20 protein-coding genes are annotated in these 18,895 nt (G+C 44.7%); 8 read left to right on the top strand and 12 right to left on the bottom strand.

Annotated features, from left to right (window positions below; genetic code table 11):
- Window positions 1-49: 49 nt before the first annotated feature.
- Complete coding sequence (locus K4039_RS09865; protein ID WP_265234997.1) at window positions 50-883, top strand: inositol monophosphatase family protein; 834 nt, start codon at window positions 50-52, stop codon at window positions 881-883.
- 350 nt (window positions 884-1,233) lie between these two features.
- Here K4039_RS09865 and K4039_RS09860 read toward each other — a convergent pair whose 3' ends face one another.
- From K4039_RS09860 to K4039_RS09835, 6 genes are all read right to left on the bottom strand, one after another.
- Entirely contained in the window at window positions 1,234-1,869 is a 636-nt protein-coding gene (locus tag K4039_RS09860; RefSeq protein WP_265234994.1) for a retron system putative HNH endonuclease, read from the bottom strand.
- On the bottom strand, window positions 1,866-3,119 hold the full coding sequence (locus K4039_RS09855) for an AAA family ATPase (RefSeq protein WP_265234993.1): 1,254 nt from the start codon (window positions 3,117-3,119) through the stop codon (window positions 1,866-1,868). Before K4039_RS09855 ends, K4039_RS09860 begins: the two co-directional genes overlap by 4 nt.
- 234 nt (window positions 3,120-3,353) lie before the next feature.
- The gene (locus tag K4039_RS09850; RefSeq protein ID WP_265234992.1) at window positions 3,354-3,932 is read right to left on the bottom strand and encodes an NADPH-dependent FMN reductase; all 579 of its coding nucleotides are present in this window, start codon (window positions 3,930-3,932) and stop codon (window positions 3,354-3,356) included.
- A gap of 37 nt (window positions 3,933-3,969) precedes the next feature.
- The gene (locus K4039_RS09845) at window positions 3,970-4,854 is read right to left on the bottom strand and encodes a ChaN family lipoprotein (RefSeq protein WP_265234991.1); all 885 of its coding nucleotides are present in this window, start codon (window positions 4,852-4,854) and stop codon (window positions 3,970-3,972) included.
- Between the two features lie 676 nt (window positions 4,855-5,530).
- A complete protein-coding gene (locus tag K4039_RS09840; protein WP_265234990.1) occupies window positions 5,531-5,827 on the bottom strand; it encodes a cupin domain-containing protein in 297 nt (98 codons plus the stop codon).
- Window positions 5,828-5,921: 94 nt separating this feature from the next.
- Window positions 5,922-6,197: a hypothetical protein gene (locus tag K4039_RS09835; RefSeq protein ID WP_265234989.1), complete on the bottom strand. Its 276-nt coding sequence runs from the start codon at window positions 6,195-6,197 to the stop codon at window positions 5,922-5,924.
- Window positions 6,198-6,356: 159 nt separating this feature from the next.
- Here K4039_RS09835 and K4039_RS09830 point away from each other — a divergent pair, with 159 nt between their 5' ends.
- The 4 genes from K4039_RS09830 (at window position 6,357) to K4039_RS09815 (ending at window position 9,180) form a co-directional block, all read left to right on the top strand.
- Complete coding sequence (locus tag K4039_RS09830) at window positions 6,357-6,995, top strand: peroxiredoxin (protein ID WP_265234988.1); 639 nt, start codon at window positions 6,357-6,359, stop codon at window positions 6,993-6,995.
- A 132-nt stretch (window positions 6,996-7,127) separates the two neighbouring features.
- Window positions 7,128-7,709 carry a Uma2 family endonuclease gene (locus K4039_RS09825; protein WP_265234987.1) on the top strand — a complete coding sequence of 194 codons (582 nt, stop codon included), beginning with the start codon at window positions 7,128-7,130 and terminating at the stop codon, window positions 7,707-7,709.
- A 62-nt stretch (window positions 7,710-7,771) separates the two neighbouring features.
- Window positions 7,772-8,746, top strand: a complete 975-nt coding sequence (locus K4039_RS09820; protein ID WP_265234986.1) for a cysteine synthase A — start codon at window positions 7,772-7,774, stop codon at window positions 8,744-8,746.
- A gap of 134 nt (window positions 8,747-8,880) precedes the next feature.
- Complete coding sequence (locus K4039_RS09815) at window positions 8,881-9,180, top strand: ferredoxin (RefSeq protein WP_265234985.1); 300 nt, start codon at window positions 8,881-8,883, stop codon at window positions 9,178-9,180.
- A 133-nt stretch (window positions 9,181-9,313) separates the two neighbouring features.
- On the opposite strand, the gene K4039_RS09810 is transcribed toward K4039_RS09815, so the two are convergent.
- Both K4039_RS09810 and K4039_RS09805 read right to left on the bottom strand, forming a co-directional pair.
- On the bottom strand, window positions 9,314-9,607 hold the full coding sequence (locus tag K4039_RS09810) for an HNH endonuclease (protein WP_265234984.1): 294 nt from the start codon (window positions 9,605-9,607) through the stop codon (window positions 9,314-9,316).
- 190 nt (window positions 9,608-9,797) lie between these two features.
- Complete coding sequence (locus tag K4039_RS09805) at window positions 9,798-10,424, bottom strand: heme-copper oxidase subunit III (protein ID WP_265234983.1); 627 nt, start codon at window positions 10,422-10,424, stop codon at window positions 9,798-9,800.
- A gap of 6 nt (window positions 10,425-10,430) precedes the next feature.
- Between K4039_RS09805 and K4039_RS09800 the strand changes: the two genes are divergently transcribed.
- Window positions 10,431-10,586, top strand: a complete 156-nt coding sequence (locus K4039_RS09800; protein ID WP_265234982.1) for a hypothetical protein — start codon at window positions 10,431-10,433, stop codon at window positions 10,584-10,586.
- Window positions 10,587-10,624: 38 nt separating this feature from the next.
- Here the strand turns inward: K4039_RS09800 and ctaD are convergent, their stop codons facing one another.
- The 4 genes from ctaD to K4039_RS09780 all read right to left on the bottom strand — a co-directional run bounded on the left by ctaD (window position 10,625) and on the right by K4039_RS09780 (window position 15,652).
- A complete protein-coding gene (ctaD, locus tag K4039_RS09795) occupies window positions 10,625-12,436 on the bottom strand; it encodes a cytochrome c oxidase subunit I (protein ID WP_265234981.1) in 1,812 nt (603 codons plus the stop codon).
- 72 nt (window positions 12,437-12,508) lie between these two features.
- Window positions 12,509-13,516 carry a cytochrome c oxidase subunit II gene (locus tag K4039_RS09790; RefSeq protein ID WP_265234980.1) on the bottom strand — a complete coding sequence of 336 codons (1,008 nt, stop codon included), beginning with the start codon at window positions 13,514-13,516 and terminating at the stop codon, window positions 12,509-12,511.
- 219 nt (window positions 13,517-13,735) lie between these two features.
- On the bottom strand, window positions 13,736-14,494 hold the full coding sequence (locus K4039_RS09785) for a class I SAM-dependent methyltransferase (protein ID WP_265234979.1): 759 nt from the start codon (window positions 14,492-14,494) through the stop codon (window positions 13,736-13,738).
- Between the two features lie 144 nt (window positions 14,495-14,638).
- Complete coding sequence (locus tag K4039_RS09780; protein ID WP_265234978.1) at window positions 14,639-15,652, bottom strand: LD-carboxypeptidase; 1,014 nt, start codon at window positions 15,650-15,652, stop codon at window positions 14,639-14,641.
- A 72-nt stretch (window positions 15,653-15,724) separates the two neighbouring features.
- Between K4039_RS09780 and K4039_RS09775 the strand changes: the two genes are divergently transcribed.
- Together K4039_RS09775 and K4039_RS09770 are read left to right on the top strand one after the other, a co-directional pair.
- Complete coding sequence (locus K4039_RS09775; protein ID WP_265234977.1) at window positions 15,725-17,158, top strand: carotenoid oxygenase family protein; 1,434 nt, start codon at window positions 15,725-15,727, stop codon at window positions 17,156-17,158.
- A gap of 751 nt (window positions 17,159-17,909) precedes the next feature.
- Entirely contained in the window at window positions 17,910-18,734 is an 825-nt protein-coding gene (locus tag K4039_RS09770; protein WP_265234976.1) for an SDR family oxidoreductase, read from the top strand.
- Window positions 18,735-18,895: the final 161 nt, after the last annotated feature.

The raw sequence follows: 18,895 nt of genomic DNA, 5'->3' as shown, positions 1-18,895 counted from the left end.
CTCTCCCCCTCTCCCCCTCTCCCCAACCTCTCCCTTAATTGTTAGTGAAATGAAAGATTTTTGGAACTCTATTTTAACTTTTTCTCAAACTACTGTCAAGACAATCGGACAGCAGTTTTTGAAAGATTTCGGTTCTGCACAAGCGGATGAAAAGGATGATGGCACTTTGGTTACGCAATCTGACAATTGGGCGGATGCGGAAATTAGAAGTGCGATCGCAATTGCGTTTCCCAGCCACGGGATTTTGAGCGAAGAAGGAGAACACGTTTTGCCCGATACTGAATGGTGTTGGGTTGTCGATCCCTTGGATGCTACGACTAATTTTGCTCGCGGAATTCCAATTTGGGGGATTTCTTTAGGCTTATTGTATCGCGGAACTCCAGTTTTTGGCTGCGTGCATTTGCCGCCGTTGAATCAAACTTTTCACGGTTTTTATGCAGAAGATTTAGCGGGGGATGATATATTGACAAATATGCCTCAAGGTGCGTTTTTAAACGATCGCCCGATTCGCCCTAGTCCTGATAAAATGAGCGGAAATCATATTTTTAATTTGTGTTCCCGCAGTGTGGGAATCGGGCCTCATCTTCCGAGTAAAATTCGGATGTTGGGGATGGCTAGTTACAATTTTTTGCTGGTGGCTTCGGGTGTGGCTATGGGAGGCGTGGAAGCGACTCCAAAAATTTGGGATATTGCCGGGAGTTGGGTAATTGTGAAGGCTGCGGGTGCGGTTTGGCTACCGCTGGAGTCCCAGGCGATTTTTCCGTTGGAAGTAGGGAAGAATTACGGGAGGGTTTCTTATCCAACTTTGGTGATGAACCGGCAGGAGTTAGTGTCGGTTTTCTTGCCGTTTGTGGAAGCTTGGAAGAAGAAAAAAATGGGCTGATATTAATCTCGCCTCGAATCGAATTGGTTTGTAGTGAGGACTTTAGTCCGCAAGAAAGAAGGACTAAAGTCCTCACTACGAACCTGTTTTATCCTAGTCTAGGGATGCACAATCGGACAATTTTAAATAAAACTGCATGGCAGGTGTGACGGAGGAGTCTCCCACGCCTGCCGTGCGGTTTGTAACAAGTATAACCGACCGATGACCGATGGTTAAATTATGCTTGTTCTGGTGTATTTCTGCCAATGTGCGATCGGGTGGTTTTCTTTAGGTCGATCGGGTGATGCGGTACTGGTAAAATTTATGGTAAGTCTGATTCTCCATCTCGCAATCTTTGGGTGAGATTAAACTTAACAAACACCAAAATAATTCTTGAGAAAATACAAAACCGCATTACAAAAAGGCTGGTATCGCCCTTGTGCATCCATTTGTTGACAAACTTCACCTAATAATTCTGCCTCTTCCTGCGTCGTCATTCCTTTCAGTGCTTCCAGCGCTTGAATTCGTCCCTGCGTTAAGTCATAATGGTTGAGTCCCAAAACTTTAATTGTTATTTCAGCGTCTTTTTCCTCATCTAAATTATTTGTAGTTGGCAGTATCTCACCAGTGCTAGAGTAACTAAAAAAATCTTCACAGTTCGACTTTAGTGGTGAAACTGCGATCGCAATATTCTGCTTCTTATTGCCACAATACTCAGGCCAATTTGGAACTCTACCACAAGAGCCTAGCATATTTGTGTAATCAAGAGATAATTCTGAATCAGTCTTGCTCTGCGGGGCTAAATGTTCAATATGGCTATTGCTTTGCTCAACTCTCTGACAACAGTAGCAGCAAATGTAGCCTTGTTCACTTAGCAAATAACTGTGTACCGCTCCTTTCTCAGGGTTTTGAAGATTTTTGTAACCATAGTTGACACCAAGAGACTTCTGTGTAGCCTTCCAGTCCGAAAAATCTTGAGGTTCTTTTCCCTTTTTAATATATTTCATTTATTGAGAATTTCCTTGCGTTGAATTAGCCAATCTGCTCTCACAAATTCTGGATCTTCTTCTCCCATTCTGTGCGCTAATTCTTGGCGCAATCGCCGTGCGTTGTCAAGTTCACCCTTGTCTATGAAGCGAAACAAGTCACGTAAATCTTCCTTAATTTCCTGCGGACGTTCAGGGGTTCCCATGAGCGTTTCTAAAATCCGATTGCTATCTTTCCCATAGGATGGTATTCGCTCGATCGCAATTCCTTCAGATGTTGACCTCAAAAGATGAACCCATTTGAGATCGCTGATTACCTGTGGCGAATGAGTGGTAACTATAAACTGGCAATTAGGGAAAGTTTTTGCCAGATTCGGAATAATAGCCCGTTGCCATTTTGGGTGCAAGTGTAGCTCAATCTCGTCGATTAAAACAACGCCGAAACCCTGAAGTGGATTGCATGATGGATTCGGATTTGCGATCGCCAAACGCCTTGCTAAATCTCCTGCCAGTGCTAACAAGCATTTTTCACCATCGGATAGTTGATTGATGATAAGTTCATCGCCTTGTTTGTCTACAGTCATTCGCAAAGGCGATCGTCTAACCCGTAAATTTGAGAAGCCGTTTAGTAAATTAGCGATCGCATCTCTGACTGCTTCTAATTGGCGATCGCGATACTCATTAGAAGTATTTAGTCGTAATTCGTTTTCCAAATCTTCCCGATCTCTAAACCATTCAAAAAAGCGCCTAAAATCGATTTGCCCTCCCGTGAGAGCCTCGTCATAAACGGTTATCTGCTCAAACGAATGTTTCGTCCTAATCTTCAAAGGAATATCAAGTACGGCACGGTTAGTTGGGTAGTAAACAGCCAGAGGCAATGCTGCGTAAGAATTAGCATCTAACTGACTGTATATGTGCTCAACAACTCTTTTTAAGTCCCCAATGTTGCTGCTAGTATCCGGGCTTCGCCCTTTCCTGACCTTGGTTAAAGACCATACCACTTCCGGCCAGTCATTGATTGAAATTGTAATTTCGTTGTGAGTTTCTTTGCATCCTTTTTTGATATCATCTTCGTTGAAAAAACGTCCATGACTATTGGAAGTTTGAATTCGCTTGGTCAGCAAATACAGAAGAACAGCCAAACACTCAAGTATGCTGGATTTCCCCACACCGTTGATACCGATGAACACAGTCGGCTCATCTTTATCCAACTCCAGGCTCAAATCGCTGAAGCCTCGGAATGAGTTCATTTTTAGACGCTTGACTTTCACGATTGGTTCTTGTTCTGGCTGAGTAGGTTATATTTTTGAGATTATATCAAATCAATACTGCCAAATATAGTCAACAATAGACAAGATTGCCAAATTAGTAAACTATCTTAAGATTATCTGCGTTGCATCTGTGTTAATCTTCCTTGAAGGATCGGTTGATCGGCTCAACCAAAGATTTATGCAACCGGTTCTGCGTTACCAGGCGCTTTGTGCCTGGTAACGAGTAAAATCGCCTTATGCGATTAATTTAGACAGGATATTAGACAACTTAGCACCGAGATTCTCAACAGAGTCCTGCTGTTTGGGATCTTTCATCGTACCGTCAGCATTAAATGCTTCAAAAGCTTGAGAAATTGCTTTCTGATCCGGGAGGACAAACACGTTAATATTCCCCAGGATCGATCGCAAATGCACCAATCCCCGCAAACCACCAAGTCCGCCTGGGGAAGCGCTCATAATTACCGCTACTTTGCCCGTAAATGCCACCAATCCCGGTTCACCCGGTGCTGGGCGCGATACCCAGTCGATCGCATTTTTCAACACAGCCGTAATCGAACTGTTATACTCAGGGGAAGCTATCAAAAACCCGTCATGAGCTACCATCAACTCCTTTAACTTCCGGGCATTTTCTGGGATTCCCTTGGCTTCCAAATCTTCGTCAAATATTGGCAATGGCAAATCGCGCAAATCTACATAAGTAACTTCCGCGCCCGCCGCCCTAGCCCCAGCCGCCGCAACTTTTACCAGCAGTTTGTTGTAGGATGCTTCGCGGGTACTTCCGGCAAATGCAAGTATTTTTGGTCTGTTTATCATTGACTTTTCCCGATTATTGCTTGCGAGTAAAATTGTACTATTCCGAGTGCTTCCAAACAAAGTCAGCAATGGGTTTGTCTGCGGACAAAGGAGTATCTGTGGGCGAACTGAATACAACGGATCGCATTTTCACCTTCCCGACTCCCAAACGTCTCTCGACACGGCTGGGAATTCCGTAACCGAACATAATATGTCCTGTCCCCGCCAACACCACAACTTGATAATCGGGGTTAGCTTTGACAAATTTAGCTATACTTTCCGCCATAGTTTCGTCCCACAAAACTTGAGCTTGCAAAAATCTTTCAAAGGCTGTACTATTTCCCTGTGCTGCCTTTTGGTGCTGCTGGTAAACTTCGAGCAGCATTTGTCGATATTCGGCGTTGTCGGTGCGAATTTCGGAAATTGGCGGAATGTGCTGTTTGTCCTCTGCTGTGAGGCTTTCTAGACCTTGAGTGGCAACTTTTCTCGTGACTTCTGACGGGGTATTTAAGGCGAGGACTGGCAGTTGTTTTAATGCGGCAAACTGCAACAATGGGGCGTAATATTCCCAGGGAAAGCGCCATCTGCGATCGTACTCTGTTTGCTCGATTAATTGCTGTTCTGTCAGTTTACCTGCTAAGTAGTTGTCGATCGCACTTTGGAACGGACGCTGAAACATCTCCATTGCGATCGCAATTTTCGGATTTTGCCGCTGCATTTCTCGAATAATTTTCAGTTGAGCCTGGTGGTCTGCCGCTCTATCGTGAGTTTCTCCCAGATACACAATTTTCGCCTTCACCAACTGTTGCAGAATCTCTTGGTTAGTGTAAGTTTGCTGCGGTTGAGGCTTCACAGTCGGTTCTGCTGTCGCTATCACATTGCTACACAGCAGGAAAATGCTCAGCGATAAAACACACAGTTTGATGAGTTTGGTTGTTTTCATAAAAATATTATGCCTGTTTCTCGCAGCAGCAGCCACAGCCGAACTTTAGGATTTTAGCTGGGCATCCACAAAGCTCGATGCTTCATTTAACTTCACAATTATTCGCAATTATCTACGCCCCTAGAGGGTTGTCTTCCCTCTTCCTTTTTCCTTCTTCCCTCTTCCTTCTTCCCTCTTCCTTCTTCATTCTTTTGTAAAGTTTAGTTGCAGGTGCTTGCGCTTCTAGAAAAAGGTGCTAAATTAATAATATGAAGCAAACAAAAAGCTTCTCCGACAGATACAATATCTAGATATCACAGCGAAGTTCAAAATAGAATCAAAGGAGTAAAACGCTGTATAATCTCACATCTGTCCCATTAAAAACCAATAGCAGCACCCACCAACAAAGCTGATACTTCCTCAACTAATTAGAGGGGAGCAATGCAACTGAATCCGAGGATTATTGCAACTCCGCATCGAAGTTTTAAAAAGAGGAAATCACTCGGTACATATGGCTGGGTGCTGTTGTTGTTAACAGTAATTTAGGGCGGTTGAAGGTGTTTTGAGAGGTGGAGGCAGAGCCTCTAGATAGCCATTACCAGGCAGAGCCTGGTAGCTAGAAACAGCAAAATTACTGAAAAATTGTCTCGTCTTCCTTTCGCCACGCAGGATCTACGATACAAATAAATATTAGCGGTTATGTGCCACAGTTGTAAATAAACTGCTTGGCGTTGGGCGGAATGTAAACCGCATCTCCGACTTGCACCAATTGAGTCTCATCATCGATGTGCATTTCCCCAACGCCGCTGAGGATATAGTAAACTTCAGAAGTTGTCAGGGTGTGCAGCGCAGAAGTTTGTCCCGGTGGCAAAGTGGCGTGGGCCAAACTGTAACGCAAATCCACAGCTTGTTTGTCTGGATGCAGCAATTCTCGCAGTTGAGTACCGTCGCCAGCAATAAACTCGTCACAGTCATTTAGCTTTTGAATGAGCATTCTTTCCACACTCCTGAAAATCTCTTGAGCACAACTTAATTTTAATTGAAATAGCGAGAGATGTTAAGAAATGTTTAAAGCGGCGATCGATTTTTTAACCGTAAGTTCCCGATTGCGATCGATAATCAGGACAGTCGATCGCACTTTCAGATAAAGCTATGGTAGGCTGAACGGGACACTTGAGATGGTAATCGCCGGTAAAAAACACGCAGTTAGCACAAGGGATTTGGTGCATCCGCTGAGCTCGACGCACGGAATCGCCTATAGCACGCCCGATACTCAAACACACCATAAAAACTAAACCCCAGGCACAGACAAAACACAGCGGGACTAAAACAGGCTGTATTGTCTTAAGCAAAAAGTACAGCATAGCAACAAAATTTAGGGTAGAAGTCGCATATACATTAGAGTAATGGCATGGGCGGGCGATCGACCAAAAAGTTTAAAATCATTTACAGTGCGATCGAGAAACCCAGCAATTATGGGATGATAGGGAACTGTCGTTAAATAAAATTAGAGGAAATCAGTTATGTCACTGCGATTAGGCGATACAGTTCCCAACTTTACCCAAGCCTCGTCTAAAGGCGAAATCAACTTCTACGACTGGGCCGGCGATAGTTGGGTGGTGTTGTTTTCACACCCGAAAGACTATACTCCAGTGTGCACCACCGAACTCGGTGCAGTCGCCCGTCTCAAGTCTGAATTTGAAAAGCGTGGCGTGAAAACCATTGCCCTCAGCGTCGATGATGTGGATTCTCACATGGGTTGGATTAAAGATATTGAGGAAACTCAAAAAGTTACTCTCAACTATCCAATTTTAGCAGATGGCGATCGTAAAGTCTCCGACATTTACGACATGATCCATCCCAACTCGCTAAACAACTTAACAATTCGCACAGTTTTTGTAATTGACCCCGACAAGAAATTGCGTTTGAGCATTACTTATCCAGCGAGCACTGGTCGGAATTTCAATGAAATTCTGCGAGTAATTGATTCCCTGCAACTTACTGACAAATACAGCGTTGCGACTCCAGTTGATTGGAAAGATGGCGACGATTGCGTCATTGTACCTTCGATTACCGACCCCGCAGAGTTGGCAGAGAAATTTCCTAAAGGTTACACGCCGATTAAGCCTTATTTGCGGATGACTCCTCAGCCGAATAAATAGGTTTAATTTACAAACAGGTTCGTAGTCATGACTTTAGTCCTTAAGCCCCATGTTTTAGGACTAAAGTCATCACTAAAAACAGGCAAATTATGCAATTGTGTCGCAACTATTTAGATTTGAGAGAAATCAATTATGTTGACATCAAAAATCGTGTTGCAAATACCGCCAAAATTGCAAATGACAGACGACGAGTTTTTCGAGTTATGTCAAATCAATAGTGAATTACGCATTGAACGCAACAAATCTGGAGAACTGCTAATTATGTCCCCTACTGGCGGAACAACAGGAAATCGCAGTGGTAGCGTCTTTGGAGAGTTGTATATTTGGTCTCGACAAGATGGAACCGGTCTTTGTTTTGACTCCAGTACGGGATTTAAGCTTTCAATGGGTGACAAGTCTCCAGATGCCTCGTGGATTAAACTGGAACGGTGGAATACTTTATCTCAAGAACAGCAAGATAAATTTGCTCCGATTTGCCCAGATTTTGTAGTAGAACTCAGGTCTGCTTCTGACAATCTCAAGCCATTGCAAGAAAAGATGCAAGAATATATGAGAGAACCGGGAGTACAGTTAGGCTGGTTAATTGACCGCAAAAATCGCAGAGTTTATATTTACCGTCCGGGTTTACCAGAGGAATGTTTAGAGAATCCCGCGACAGTTAGCGGTGACCCAGTTTTGCCGGGATTTGTGCTAAATATGAGTAAAATTTGGTAGAAATGCTAGCAATAAATATCAACTTATGCTCAGAATTAATAGAATACAAACATTCAAAAAATATGGATATCAAAAACGGCTTTATCGGCACAATCGGCAACACGCCGCTAATTCGGTTAAATAGCTTCAGCGATGAAACAGGCTGCGAAATTCTCGGCAAAGCAGAGTTTCTCAATCCCGGCGGTTCCGTTAAAGATAGGGCCGCACTTTACATCATCCAAGATGCCGAAGAAAAAGGCTTGTTAAAACCTGGTGGCACCGTTGTAGAAGGCACTGCTGGCAATACAGGCATCGGCTTAGCACATATTTGCAACGCCAAAGGTTACAAATGTTTGATTGTGATTCCCGATACTCAATCCCAAGAAAAAATCGATGCTTTAAAAACCTTGGGCGCGGAAGTTCGGACAGTTCCCGCTGTTCCTTATAAAGACCCGAATAATTATGTTAAATTGTCGGGAAAATTAGCAGCCGAAATGGACAATGCAGTTTGGGCAAATCAGTTTGACAATTTAGCCAATCGCCAAGCTCATTTCGAGACAACCGGCCCGGAAATTTGGGAACAAACCGAGGGAAAAATTGATGCTTGGGTAGCTGCGACTGGTACGGGCGGGACTTTTGCGGGTGTAGCAATGTTTTTGAAATCAAAAAATCTCGCAATTAAAGCTGTTTTGGCAGACCCGATGGGTAGCGGGCTTTACAGTTATTTCAAAACTGGGGAAATTAAGACAGAAGGTAGTTCGATTACTGAGGGAATTGGTACCAGCCGCATCACTGGGAATATGGAGAATGCCCCGGTAGATGATGCTATCCAAATTGATGATGCTGAAGCTGTCCGCGTGGTTTACCAATTGTTGAGGAAAGAAGGGCTGTTTATGGGCGGTTCTGTGGGAATTAATGTGGGGGCGGCGGTGGCTTTAGCGAAGCAAATTGGGCCGGGACATACGATTGTTACGGTACTCTGCGACGGCGGGGCTAGGTATCAGTCGCGTTTGTTCGATCGCCAATGGCTGGCCTCAAAAGGTTTATCATCTGATTAATCATGATTTGTGGGATGGGCTTCTAGCCCGTCCAAAATCCGCAACACTTTTTCTACAATTTTGGCATATATGGCCGCACCTATTCCCATGATAAAAAAATAGCATATATGTAGCAGAATGTCAAGTAAAAAAACATGAAAATCACAGAATCTTCTAGGCGAGTTCTTGTTTGCCAAAACCGCACTTGTCGCAAGCAAGGTGCTGCAAAGGTATTAGCAGCGTTTGAGAAATTGTCCCCCTCAGAAGTTGAAGTTGTTGCTAGCAGTTGTTTGGGACAGTGCGGCAACGGGCCGATGGTGTTGGTGCTGCCAGAAGAGGTTTGGTACAGTGGAGTTTGTGCTGAGGAAGTTGCGGCAATTACCGAGCAACATTTGCGGGGAGAAAAGCGGGTAGAGGCGATGCTTTATCGCAAGTTTCACGGGCTTTCTCGGTAGCCATAACCCGGTGTTTAAGCAATTGGTATTTATTAATTAAAAATAATAAAATTGGTTTGTAGTGAGGACTGTAGTCCTTCATGAATGCGGATTAAAGTCCTCACTACGAACCTTGGGACTAGATATCTGAGTGCTAGTTTTGCAGTCGCGCTTTTTTGCCGTGTACTTGAATGCGTTTGTCGGTTTTTTGTTTCTTCACCCAAGAGAGAAATTTCTGGAGTTGGGGGTCATTTTTGAGCTTTTCTAGGGTGTTGAGCTCTTGGGCGAGGTGTTTGTTGTCGAAGAGAGTGTGAATTTGGCGGTGACAAGCTGAGCAAATGTCGATCGCCAGACTGGGCTCTTCGTTTTTCCGCTTGGTGTTTTGTTTGGGGATGAGGTGGTGGGCGGTTAATGCTTCCATTTGTCGATCGCACAATTCGCACTGCATAATTTTCTCAATGCTGTTTGATAGGCAATTGCTTCTTTTAATTTAGCGCAGTTTAGGGCGATCGGCTTTCAGAAAGTGAGTAAAGGTCGATCGCACTTCGCAAACAATAAAAAACCCCCAACGGGGGGCGTCTTAATTTCTGGTGGGGCAGGCCGAAAAGCCTGCCCGCTAAGTAGAAAAACCTACAGGTTCAAATCACGTACAGCAGTACAAACAAAACAATCCAAATCACATCGACAAAGTGCCAGTAAATCTCAGTCGCTTCGATGCCGAAGTGGTGTTCGCTAGAATAGTGACCTTCCACGCGCGATCGCCAAACTACCCCCGACATCAGCAGCACTCCAAATGTAACGTGCAAGCCGTGAAAAGCAGTCAAAACGTAAAAGCAACTGGCGTACAAATTAGTTGTCAGGCCAAACTCTAAATGAGTGTATTCGTAAACCTGACCGCACAAGAAAACGACGCCCATTAGGATAGTTGCGATCAACCAATTCCTCATACCCGCCACATCGTTCTTTTTGATTGCAGTATCAGCATTGTGAATCACAAAACTGCTAGCAATCAGAATTACCGTGTTAATTCCTGGCAGCAATAACTCTCGCGCGGGTGTTCCTTCGGGTGGCCACATGGGGGCCATCGCCCGATAAATCAAATACGCGGCAAACATACCCATAAATATCATGCCTTCAGATCCCAAGAATACAAGTACGCCTAGGATTCGGTGGTCGGGATGTTCTTCGCCGTGGGCTTCTATTTCGGCGCTGTGGTGGTAATTAAGAGCTGTTTTTGCTGGATCGATCGCTGGAATTTGTTGCATAATAAATTGCTAGTTGGTAATGGAAAGAAGGAAGAAGGAAGAGGGAAGAAGGAAGAAGGAAGAGGGAAGAGGGAAGAGATACAAAAAATTATCCGTATATCGCTGCTGTGCTGTCATCAGTCATTAGTCCAAAGTTGTGATATTGCAATGAGCAATAACTAATGACTAATGACTCATGACTAATGACTCATGACTAATGACTACTCGTCATCTTGACTTTCATCTGCTGGAGAATCAACGTTGATTTCTGATTCAGGATCGACCAAAGTTGCAGTACCGCCGAAGAAAGTGGAAGCTTGAGCTTCTGCGATCGGAATACCGCGTTTCTGGCCGCTGGCGCTGGCGATCGCATTTTCCCTCAACTTCAGCCTGAGACGTTCCCCAGTGTTCTGAATTTTTTCCATGCCGTAATCGTAAGGCCCGGTTGCCAATACTGGCACTCCTTCAAAATTTTCGATTGGTGGTGGCGAAGTCGTCATCCATTCCAAACTCAAAGCTTCCCAAGGATTATCACCTGCTTTCGGGCCGTACCTCCAACTCCAAATCACGTTAACGATAAACGGGATTGTAGAGACTGCCAGCATATAAGCGCCGATCGTACAAATGACATTAATCGTGGTAAATTTCGGGTCGTACATTGCCACCCGCCGGGGCATTCCTTGCATCCCCAAAGCGTGCATCGGCAAGAAAGTTACAGTAAAGCCCACATAGGTTAAAACAAAGTGAACTCTACCCCAAAATTCGTTAAGCATCCGCCCAGTCATTTTGGGGAACCAGTGGTAAAAAGCAGCGTAAATTCCAAACACTGAGCCGCCAAACAGCACGTAGTGTAAGTGAGCGACGATAAAATAAGTATCGTGAACGTGAATGTCGAAAGGTACCGAAGCTACCATGATCCCGGTGATGCCACCGAGGACGAATGTTGAGATAAAACCCATCCCAAATAGCATGGCGCTAACTAGGCGGAGTTTGCCTCCCCAAATAGTGGCCAACCAGCTAAATATTTTAATCCCAGTGGGCACGGCGATGATCATAGTTGTGATCATGAAAAACATCCGCAGCCAGCCAGGAGTGCCGCTGGTGAACATATGGTGCGCCCACACGATTAAGCCCAAAAAGCTGATCGCGAGACTGGAATAGGCGATCGCCAAATAACCAAAAATTGGCTTGCGCGAATGCACTGGCAAAACTTCTGAAATCACCCCAAAAAAGGGCATGATCATAATGTAAACTGCCGGGTGCGAATAAAACCAGAATAAATGCTGGTAGACGATGGGATCGCCGTTACCTGTGGGATTGAAAAATGCCGTTCCAGCTAACAAGTCAAACGACAGCAAAATCAAAGCTGCGGCTAACACTGGAGTAGCAATTAAAGTCAGCGCTGCCGTCGCAATCATTGCCCAGCAAAACAAAGGCATTTCATTGAGACTCATGCTCGGAACCCGCATCGTGAAGATGGTAACGGCAAAATTCACCGCCCCCAAAATCGAAGAAGTTCCGAGGATCAAAACGCTGAGAATCCAGATTTCTTCTCCGGCTTGAGCAGTAACTAAGCTCAAAGGCGGATAGGAAGTCCAACCCGCCTGCGGAGCTCCCACTAAAAAACTGCTCAACAGCAATATGCCGCCTACGGGAATCAACCAAAAGGCAACGGCATTCAGCCTGGGAAATGCCATGTCTTTTGCCCCAATCATTAAGGGGATCAAAAAGTTAGCAAATCCGGCGCCTGCGGGTACGATCCACAGGAAGATCATCACCGTGGCGTGAACAGTAAATAAACTGTTGTAGAGTTCGGGGGTGACAAAATCGGATTCGGGTGTGGCGAGTTCTGTTCGCACTATTGTCGCCATCACGCCGCCGATTAGATAAAAACAAAATGTTGTTACCAGGTATTGAATACCGATTACTTTGTGATCGGTACTAAAACCGAAGTAATCTCGCCAATGTCTGTCGGCGGGTGCTGTTCCGCGAGCATCTATGTTGGCAGTTTCTTGGAACTGTGCTTGTGTCATAGTTATTAGTCATTAGTTATTAGTCATTAGTTATTAGCTCAGGATGAAATATCCATTGCCAAGAACTAATGACTATTTTTTGTGATGAGTTGGATGAAGTTGTTCTAGACTTTCGGAATTAATTTTTATTTCCCTGACGTAGGGAGCTAAGAATTCCCCGTCTGACATTTTTTCTGTATTGATGGCAACTGCTTGCTCTAAGTTGAGAGTGCTAGCAACTTGCTGTTCTTTCAGCCAACTGTCAAAGTCTTCGGGTGTGTGAACGAATGCTACAGCTTTCATTGCTCCGTGATATGCGCCGCACAATTCAGCACAAACAACTCGGTATTCGCCGACTTTGTTTGGTATAAATCTTAGTTCGCTTGTTCGTCCAGGAATTACATCTTGTTTGAGCCGAAATTCGGGGATCCAAAATGCGTGCAGCACGTCTTGAGCTGCAAGATTTAGCTGTACGTCGCGGTTGGCTGGCATATGCAGTTCACCGGAACTAACGCCACTTTCTGGATAGCTAAAAATCCAGGCATACTGCAAACCCATGACATTTACTACTAAGTCTGCTGGTTTGTTTTCGTTTTCTGGGGCAGCGCCTACGCCTAGGGCAATTTGTTTTTGTGGCTGAATTTGAGGGGCGTTTTGTGGTGTATCTGAGAGTGTAGCTGCGATCGCACTTCCGCGCATATTAGAGTGCGATTGCATGGTGCCGTGATCGTGATTGCCCATCGGATCTAGGCCACCCATTGAGTTGTAAATCTCAAAACTGTAGACTCCGATACCTAAAATAATCACCGCTGGTAGGGCTGTCCAAAGAATTTCTAAGGGAAAGTTATCATGCCAAGGCGGCCCATCTGTGTTGTCTCCTTCACGACGGCGATATTTAATTGCAGCAACGATCAGCACTCCGTGGACTAGGATAAATAATCCTATGGAGATGGTCATCATTGTGTTGAATAGTCCGTCTATCTGGGATGCTTGAGCCGAGGCGGCGATCGGCATTAAGCCATGATTCTGCCCGTACCAGAGACTGATCAGAGTCACTCCGATGCCGGCGAGCATGGTGAGGATGGAACTTGGAATGTTCACGCTGGTACCTTATAGTAGCGACACTTCTTCGCTTGAACAATTAGGGAAGCGCCTCTGGGTTGTCAATTTTTAATTGTAGGTTGACATTTTGAGGGCAATCCCTATCTTAACGCTTACTTAAGGCTTCGTATGTTTGGGCGATCGCTTGTTCGCATTGATACGGTTTAGGTCACTTGACAAAAATCAGTAAAAATGGTAATAAATTGGTTTTTTTGGCTACTAAATTTGAGATTGTTTCTCAAACACCATTAAATGCTGCTGTGGCAACATCTCTTTTGTCTCTTTCCATACTAAACCAACGGCGGCCATTTCTTTTTTAACCTGCTTCTGTGTCATTTTGTGCAAGCCTTTAATGGGAATCAGCGGATTTTCGCCCCGATACTCGATCGATACCGTGCGGCCTCCGGGTTTGAGGGCTTTGACAATTCCTTGCATCATTTCTCTGGGATATGCAAATTCGTGATAAGCATCGACCATTACAACTAAATCGACGCTATTTTTCGGCAAATTCGGATTGTCAATACTTCCCAACACAGGCTCAACGTTAGCAATATTTTTTTCTTGTTTATTCAACTCAATAAAATTAATCATCTCCGGCTGCACGTCAACTGCTAAAACCTTGCCGTCTGGAACTAAGGGAGCGATGCGAAAGCTAAAATATCCGGTTCCGGCTCCAATGTCTGCTACAATATCTGTGGGTTTTAAATCAAGATTGTTCACTAATCGAGCTGATTTTTCTTCCATGCCGCGAGAGGGTCTTTCTAGCCAACCAGCGCCTTGATAGCCCATGACTTGGGCAATTTCTCTACCCATGTAAAATTTACCAATTCCGTCGGGATTGTGGATTGTTCGCTGCTGATAAATGGTGTCGTTGTTGCCACTCAATGCTTGTGCAGCGCAGGCATTGAGCGGCAACAGGCAAAGAATTGTCAGGATGATTACTGTTAATGGTTTAATTGATTGTGCAGTCTTTTTCACAATATTTCTGATTTTGTATTTGGTATTTGAATGTTTGCTTGCGATCGGGTGCAAAATCTTTAATTATCATCAAACTCTGCGATTGCTTCGTTCTTCGCAATGACATGATGGGGTTTATTGATCTCCATCTAATTCTGACCAACTTTAATTGACGGCGGATGATAATAATTTGATTGTACCAGCATTTGCATCGATTTCGACTTCTTTGCCGATCGGCAAAGTGAACTTATCCCGAATGTGTCCCACCATCGAACCGTACCAAGCGGGAATATTTAAGGGGCGAATGTGATCCGTCAAGACTTGAGTTAAGGTTAGGGACTCTTGCGGTTTTTCGGCCTCGCACTTAGTACACTGTCCGAAAATAAAACCAGATATTTTATCAAGAATTCCAGCTAACTTGAGCTGCGTTAACATTCTATCGATGCGATAAACTTCTTCGCTAACTTCCTCGATAAACAAAATACTTTTTTCCCACTCCGGCAAATAAGCCGAACCCACCAATGCTGCTATTACTGATAAATTGCCACCGATTAATTTCCCCCTAGCTGTGCCGCGCCGGATTGTTTCAATGGGCATAGTTTGGGAATTTTGCATGATCGCAGAACCTCCGTCAAACAAAATTTTCTTGACGTAATCTACTGTAAAAGGACTCCAACTTGATACACCTAAAGGGCCGTGAAAAGTAACTAGATTAGTTTTAGCATGAATTGCCAATAATAGCGCAGTAATATCGCTGAATCCCATAATGATTTTGGGATTGTTGCGGATCATATTGTAATCCAAAAGCGGCAAGATCCGACCGCAGCCCCAGCCGCCCATCCCGGTAAAAATAGCTTGCACTGAGTCGTCGGCAAAGGCTGCGTTGACATCGGCGGCGCGATCGGCATCTTTGCCTGCCAAATAGCCGTAGCGGTCGTAAAAATGCTCTCCCAGCTTAATTTTTAAGCCCAGGTTATCCAGAACTTTAAAAAATGGCTGCACTTCTTTTTCGTAGTTGAAGGCGGCAGGATTGATTAAGGCTACGGTATCGCCAACTTGTAGGCGGCGCGGCTCGATCGCACTTTTGGTAAATAGGTTAGTTTGGGCGATCGGCAAAAGCTGAGTACCAATAGCAGTCAGGCCAAAAGTTTTCAACAGATAGCGGCGGGGGAGAGGCATAAATGTTAGGTAATTTGTGCTATAATTTTATAACAAAACTTCCGCCAGATCAGTTAAATTTGCCAGTTTCCAATGAAAACAGCCAGTAAAATCTCAGCTAAAAAATCCTGGGTTCAAGCTTTTGCCCTTCCTGCTGCCGAGTTTCCGCTAACTCAGCTATCAGTTAAAACTGGTAAAATTCCAGACGGATTGCGTGGCACTCTTTACCGCAATGGGCCGGCACGTTTTGAACGCGGTGGCATTCCTGTGGGACACTGGTTTGATGGAGATGGTGCAATTTTGGCGGTCAATTTTACGGATGTTGGTGCTACTGCTGTTTATCGCTACGTACAGACGGCGGGATATCAAGCTGAAGAAAAAGCTGATAAATTTCTCTATACTAATTACGGCATGACTGCACCGGGGCCTGCGTTGTTACGGTGGACTAAACCTGTTAAAAATGCTGCGAATACTTCTGTGTTAGCTTTGCCCGATCGCCTTTTGGCATTATGGGAAGGCGGCGCGCCTCACAGCCTCGATTTGGCAACTCTGGAAACTCACGGAATCGACAATTTAGGCAATTTAGATAGTAAATTTGCTTATTCAGCTCATTGTAAGCGCGATCCGATTACTGGGAATATTTTTAACTTTGGAATCACCCCAGGTTTGAAAGCTAAGTTGAATGTTTATAAGAGTGATTATACAGGAAAAATTGTTAAAAAATCAACAGTTACTTTAGATGGAATACCGCTGTTGCACGATTTTGTACTTGCTGGCAAGTATCTGATATTTTTTGTGCCACCAGTGCGACTAAATCTAGCGCCAGTGTTAGCAGGAATTGGCAGTTATGGCGATTCCTTTGAGTGGAAGCCGGAGTTAGGGACTCAGATCTTAGTTTTTGACTCAGAAACTCTTGATTTAGTTAGTCGTGGCGAAACCGATGCTTGGTTTCAGTGGCATTTTGCTAATGGTTTTGTCACCGAAAATGGTGAAGTTGCAGTTGATTTTGTCCGCTATGCTGACTTGCAAACTAATCAGCGACTTAAGGAGGTGGCGACAGGTGAAACTCACACCGATGCGGAGGGTACTCTTTGCCGAGTGCATCTCAATCCTTTGACTGGGAAAGTGACACAAATAGCAGAATTGTTGGATCAACCTTGCGAATTTCCGATCGTACCTGCTGCCGAAATAGGGCAAGCTTCACGATATATTTATCTAGCAATGTATCGGGCTGATGTTGATATTGTAGCGGAACGTTACGGGGCGATCGCCCGTTTGGACACACAAAATGGCAATCTCACAATTGCCGACTGCGGCGAAAATCGCTATCCCGCAGAGCCCATCTACGTTCCAGATATTTCATCGGAGAAAGGTTGGATTTTGACAGTTGTTTACGACGGCAATTCTGATAGCAGCGAAGTCTGCATATTTGACAGCGACGGACTTTCTCGCCCCCCTATTTGTCAGCTAGAATTGCCCGGTGTCATACCTTTGAGCTTTCACGGCACTTGGAAATCTGCCGTCTGAGAAGATTGTAAAGAAGTGTTGCGCAAGATTTATTAAAAATTGTTGCCACTTTAGCTTCTAGTTGTTAAGGTGTGTGTAGACAGAAAGTTCTCATATCTAGGAGGTGTGGAATTGACAATCTGTATTGCTCAATTATCCTGTGCCAATTCAGGCGAATCCCCGGCGAATATTCTCGGCGAATGAATTCGCGGCTACACAAGCAAAGTCTGCCTCCGCAGACTCAAGAAACAACAATCCCGACGAATGAATTCGCGGCTACACAAGCAAAGCCTGCCTCCGCAGATTCAAGAAACAACAATCCCGGCGAATGAATTCGCGGCTACACAAGCAAAGTCTGCCTCCGCAGACTCAAGAAACAACAATCCCGGCGAATGAATTCGCGGCTACACAAGCAAAGCCTGCCTCCGCAGACTCAAGAAAAAGCGGTAAAAAAGTCCGCTTTAATATTATTCATGACTACGTTTTCTCATCTCAGGTTTGTCTGCTTGAATGAGTTTGATTGACCAGATTTAGATCGATTTATGGTCAATCAAAAGTTTAGTTCAGCTCACGCACACGTCCACGATTCAAAAGGTTTGAGTTTTGAGTTAACTCCACAAATCAATTAGGTCTATCGAAACAAGATAGCCTTTGCCAAAATTGTCAATTCTGAGTTGTTACCGCGAAAATATTCAACTCATAACTGATAATTCATAACTCACAACTCATAACTCCGTGCCGCGGTGAGCATCAAAACCAGAGGGTTTAATCTATGCAACTTCAAGGAAAAACAGCTCTAGTTACAGGGGCTTCGCGTGGTATTGGGCGATCGATCGCCCTGGAATTAGCCAGACAAGGAGTCAAACGCTTGGTGATTGTAGCGCGCAACCGCAAGCAATTAATCGAATTGGCTGAGGAAATCGATGTTTTTGGTACAGAAGTAGTGCCGTTAGCCTTGGATTTAACTCAGTCAGTAGCGGTGAATATTGCGATCGCCCAAGCTTGGCGAGATTGCGGCCCAATTCACCTGCTAGTCAACTGTGCGGGCGTTGCACACCAAGCGTCTTTCTTGCGTTCCCCGCTACCGTTAATCGAGGAAGAAATCGCCTTGAATTTGCTGGGAACCTACACAATTACCCGCTTGATAGCTCGCAGAATGGCGACGCAAGAAGACGGAACAATCGTCAATGTTTCGAGCTTGATGGGCAAAATTGCCGCTCCGACAATGGCAACTTATTCTGCTACCAAATTTGCCATTTTGGGATTCACTCAAGCTTTACGCAGCGAGTTAACTCAGTACAATGTTCGAGTCACAGCTTTGCTACCATCTCTAACAGATACGGACATGGTGCGAGACTTGGAGCAATTTCGCTGGGTAGTACCGACAACTCCCGAAAAAGTTGCCCTAGCACTTGTTGCGGGTTTGCACAAAGATGCGCCGGAAATTTTGGTAGGATACCAAAGTCATTTAGCGGTTTGGTGTCACCGAATTGCTCCTTGGTTGCTGGATTTTGTGTTGCGGATGGCGACTCCACAACTTCATGGTAAATCGCGGGGCGATCGCAAATTGCGGGAGGCTTTAGCTAGCGGGCGATAAATCTTTTTTCGCCGCCGATTAACTCGGCGGCGAGTTAGTCGGCGAATGGAATTAGCGCCTACACAAACGATGTCCGCCTCCGCGGACTAAGAAATAAAGTGATCGCATGGTGTATGTTTCTGTTAAGCTTGATATTATTCTAAATAATATTAAGCTCGTAA

Origin of the sequence: Lyngbya sp. CCAP 1446/10 (genome assembly GCF_026130175.1) — a bacterium.
Lineage (GTDB): Bacteria > Cyanobacteriota > Cyanobacteriia > Cyanobacteriales > Microcoleaceae > Microcoleus.
Note: the sequence above shows the minus strand (reverse complement) of the source record. Positions and strands in the feature narration are given on the sequence as shown.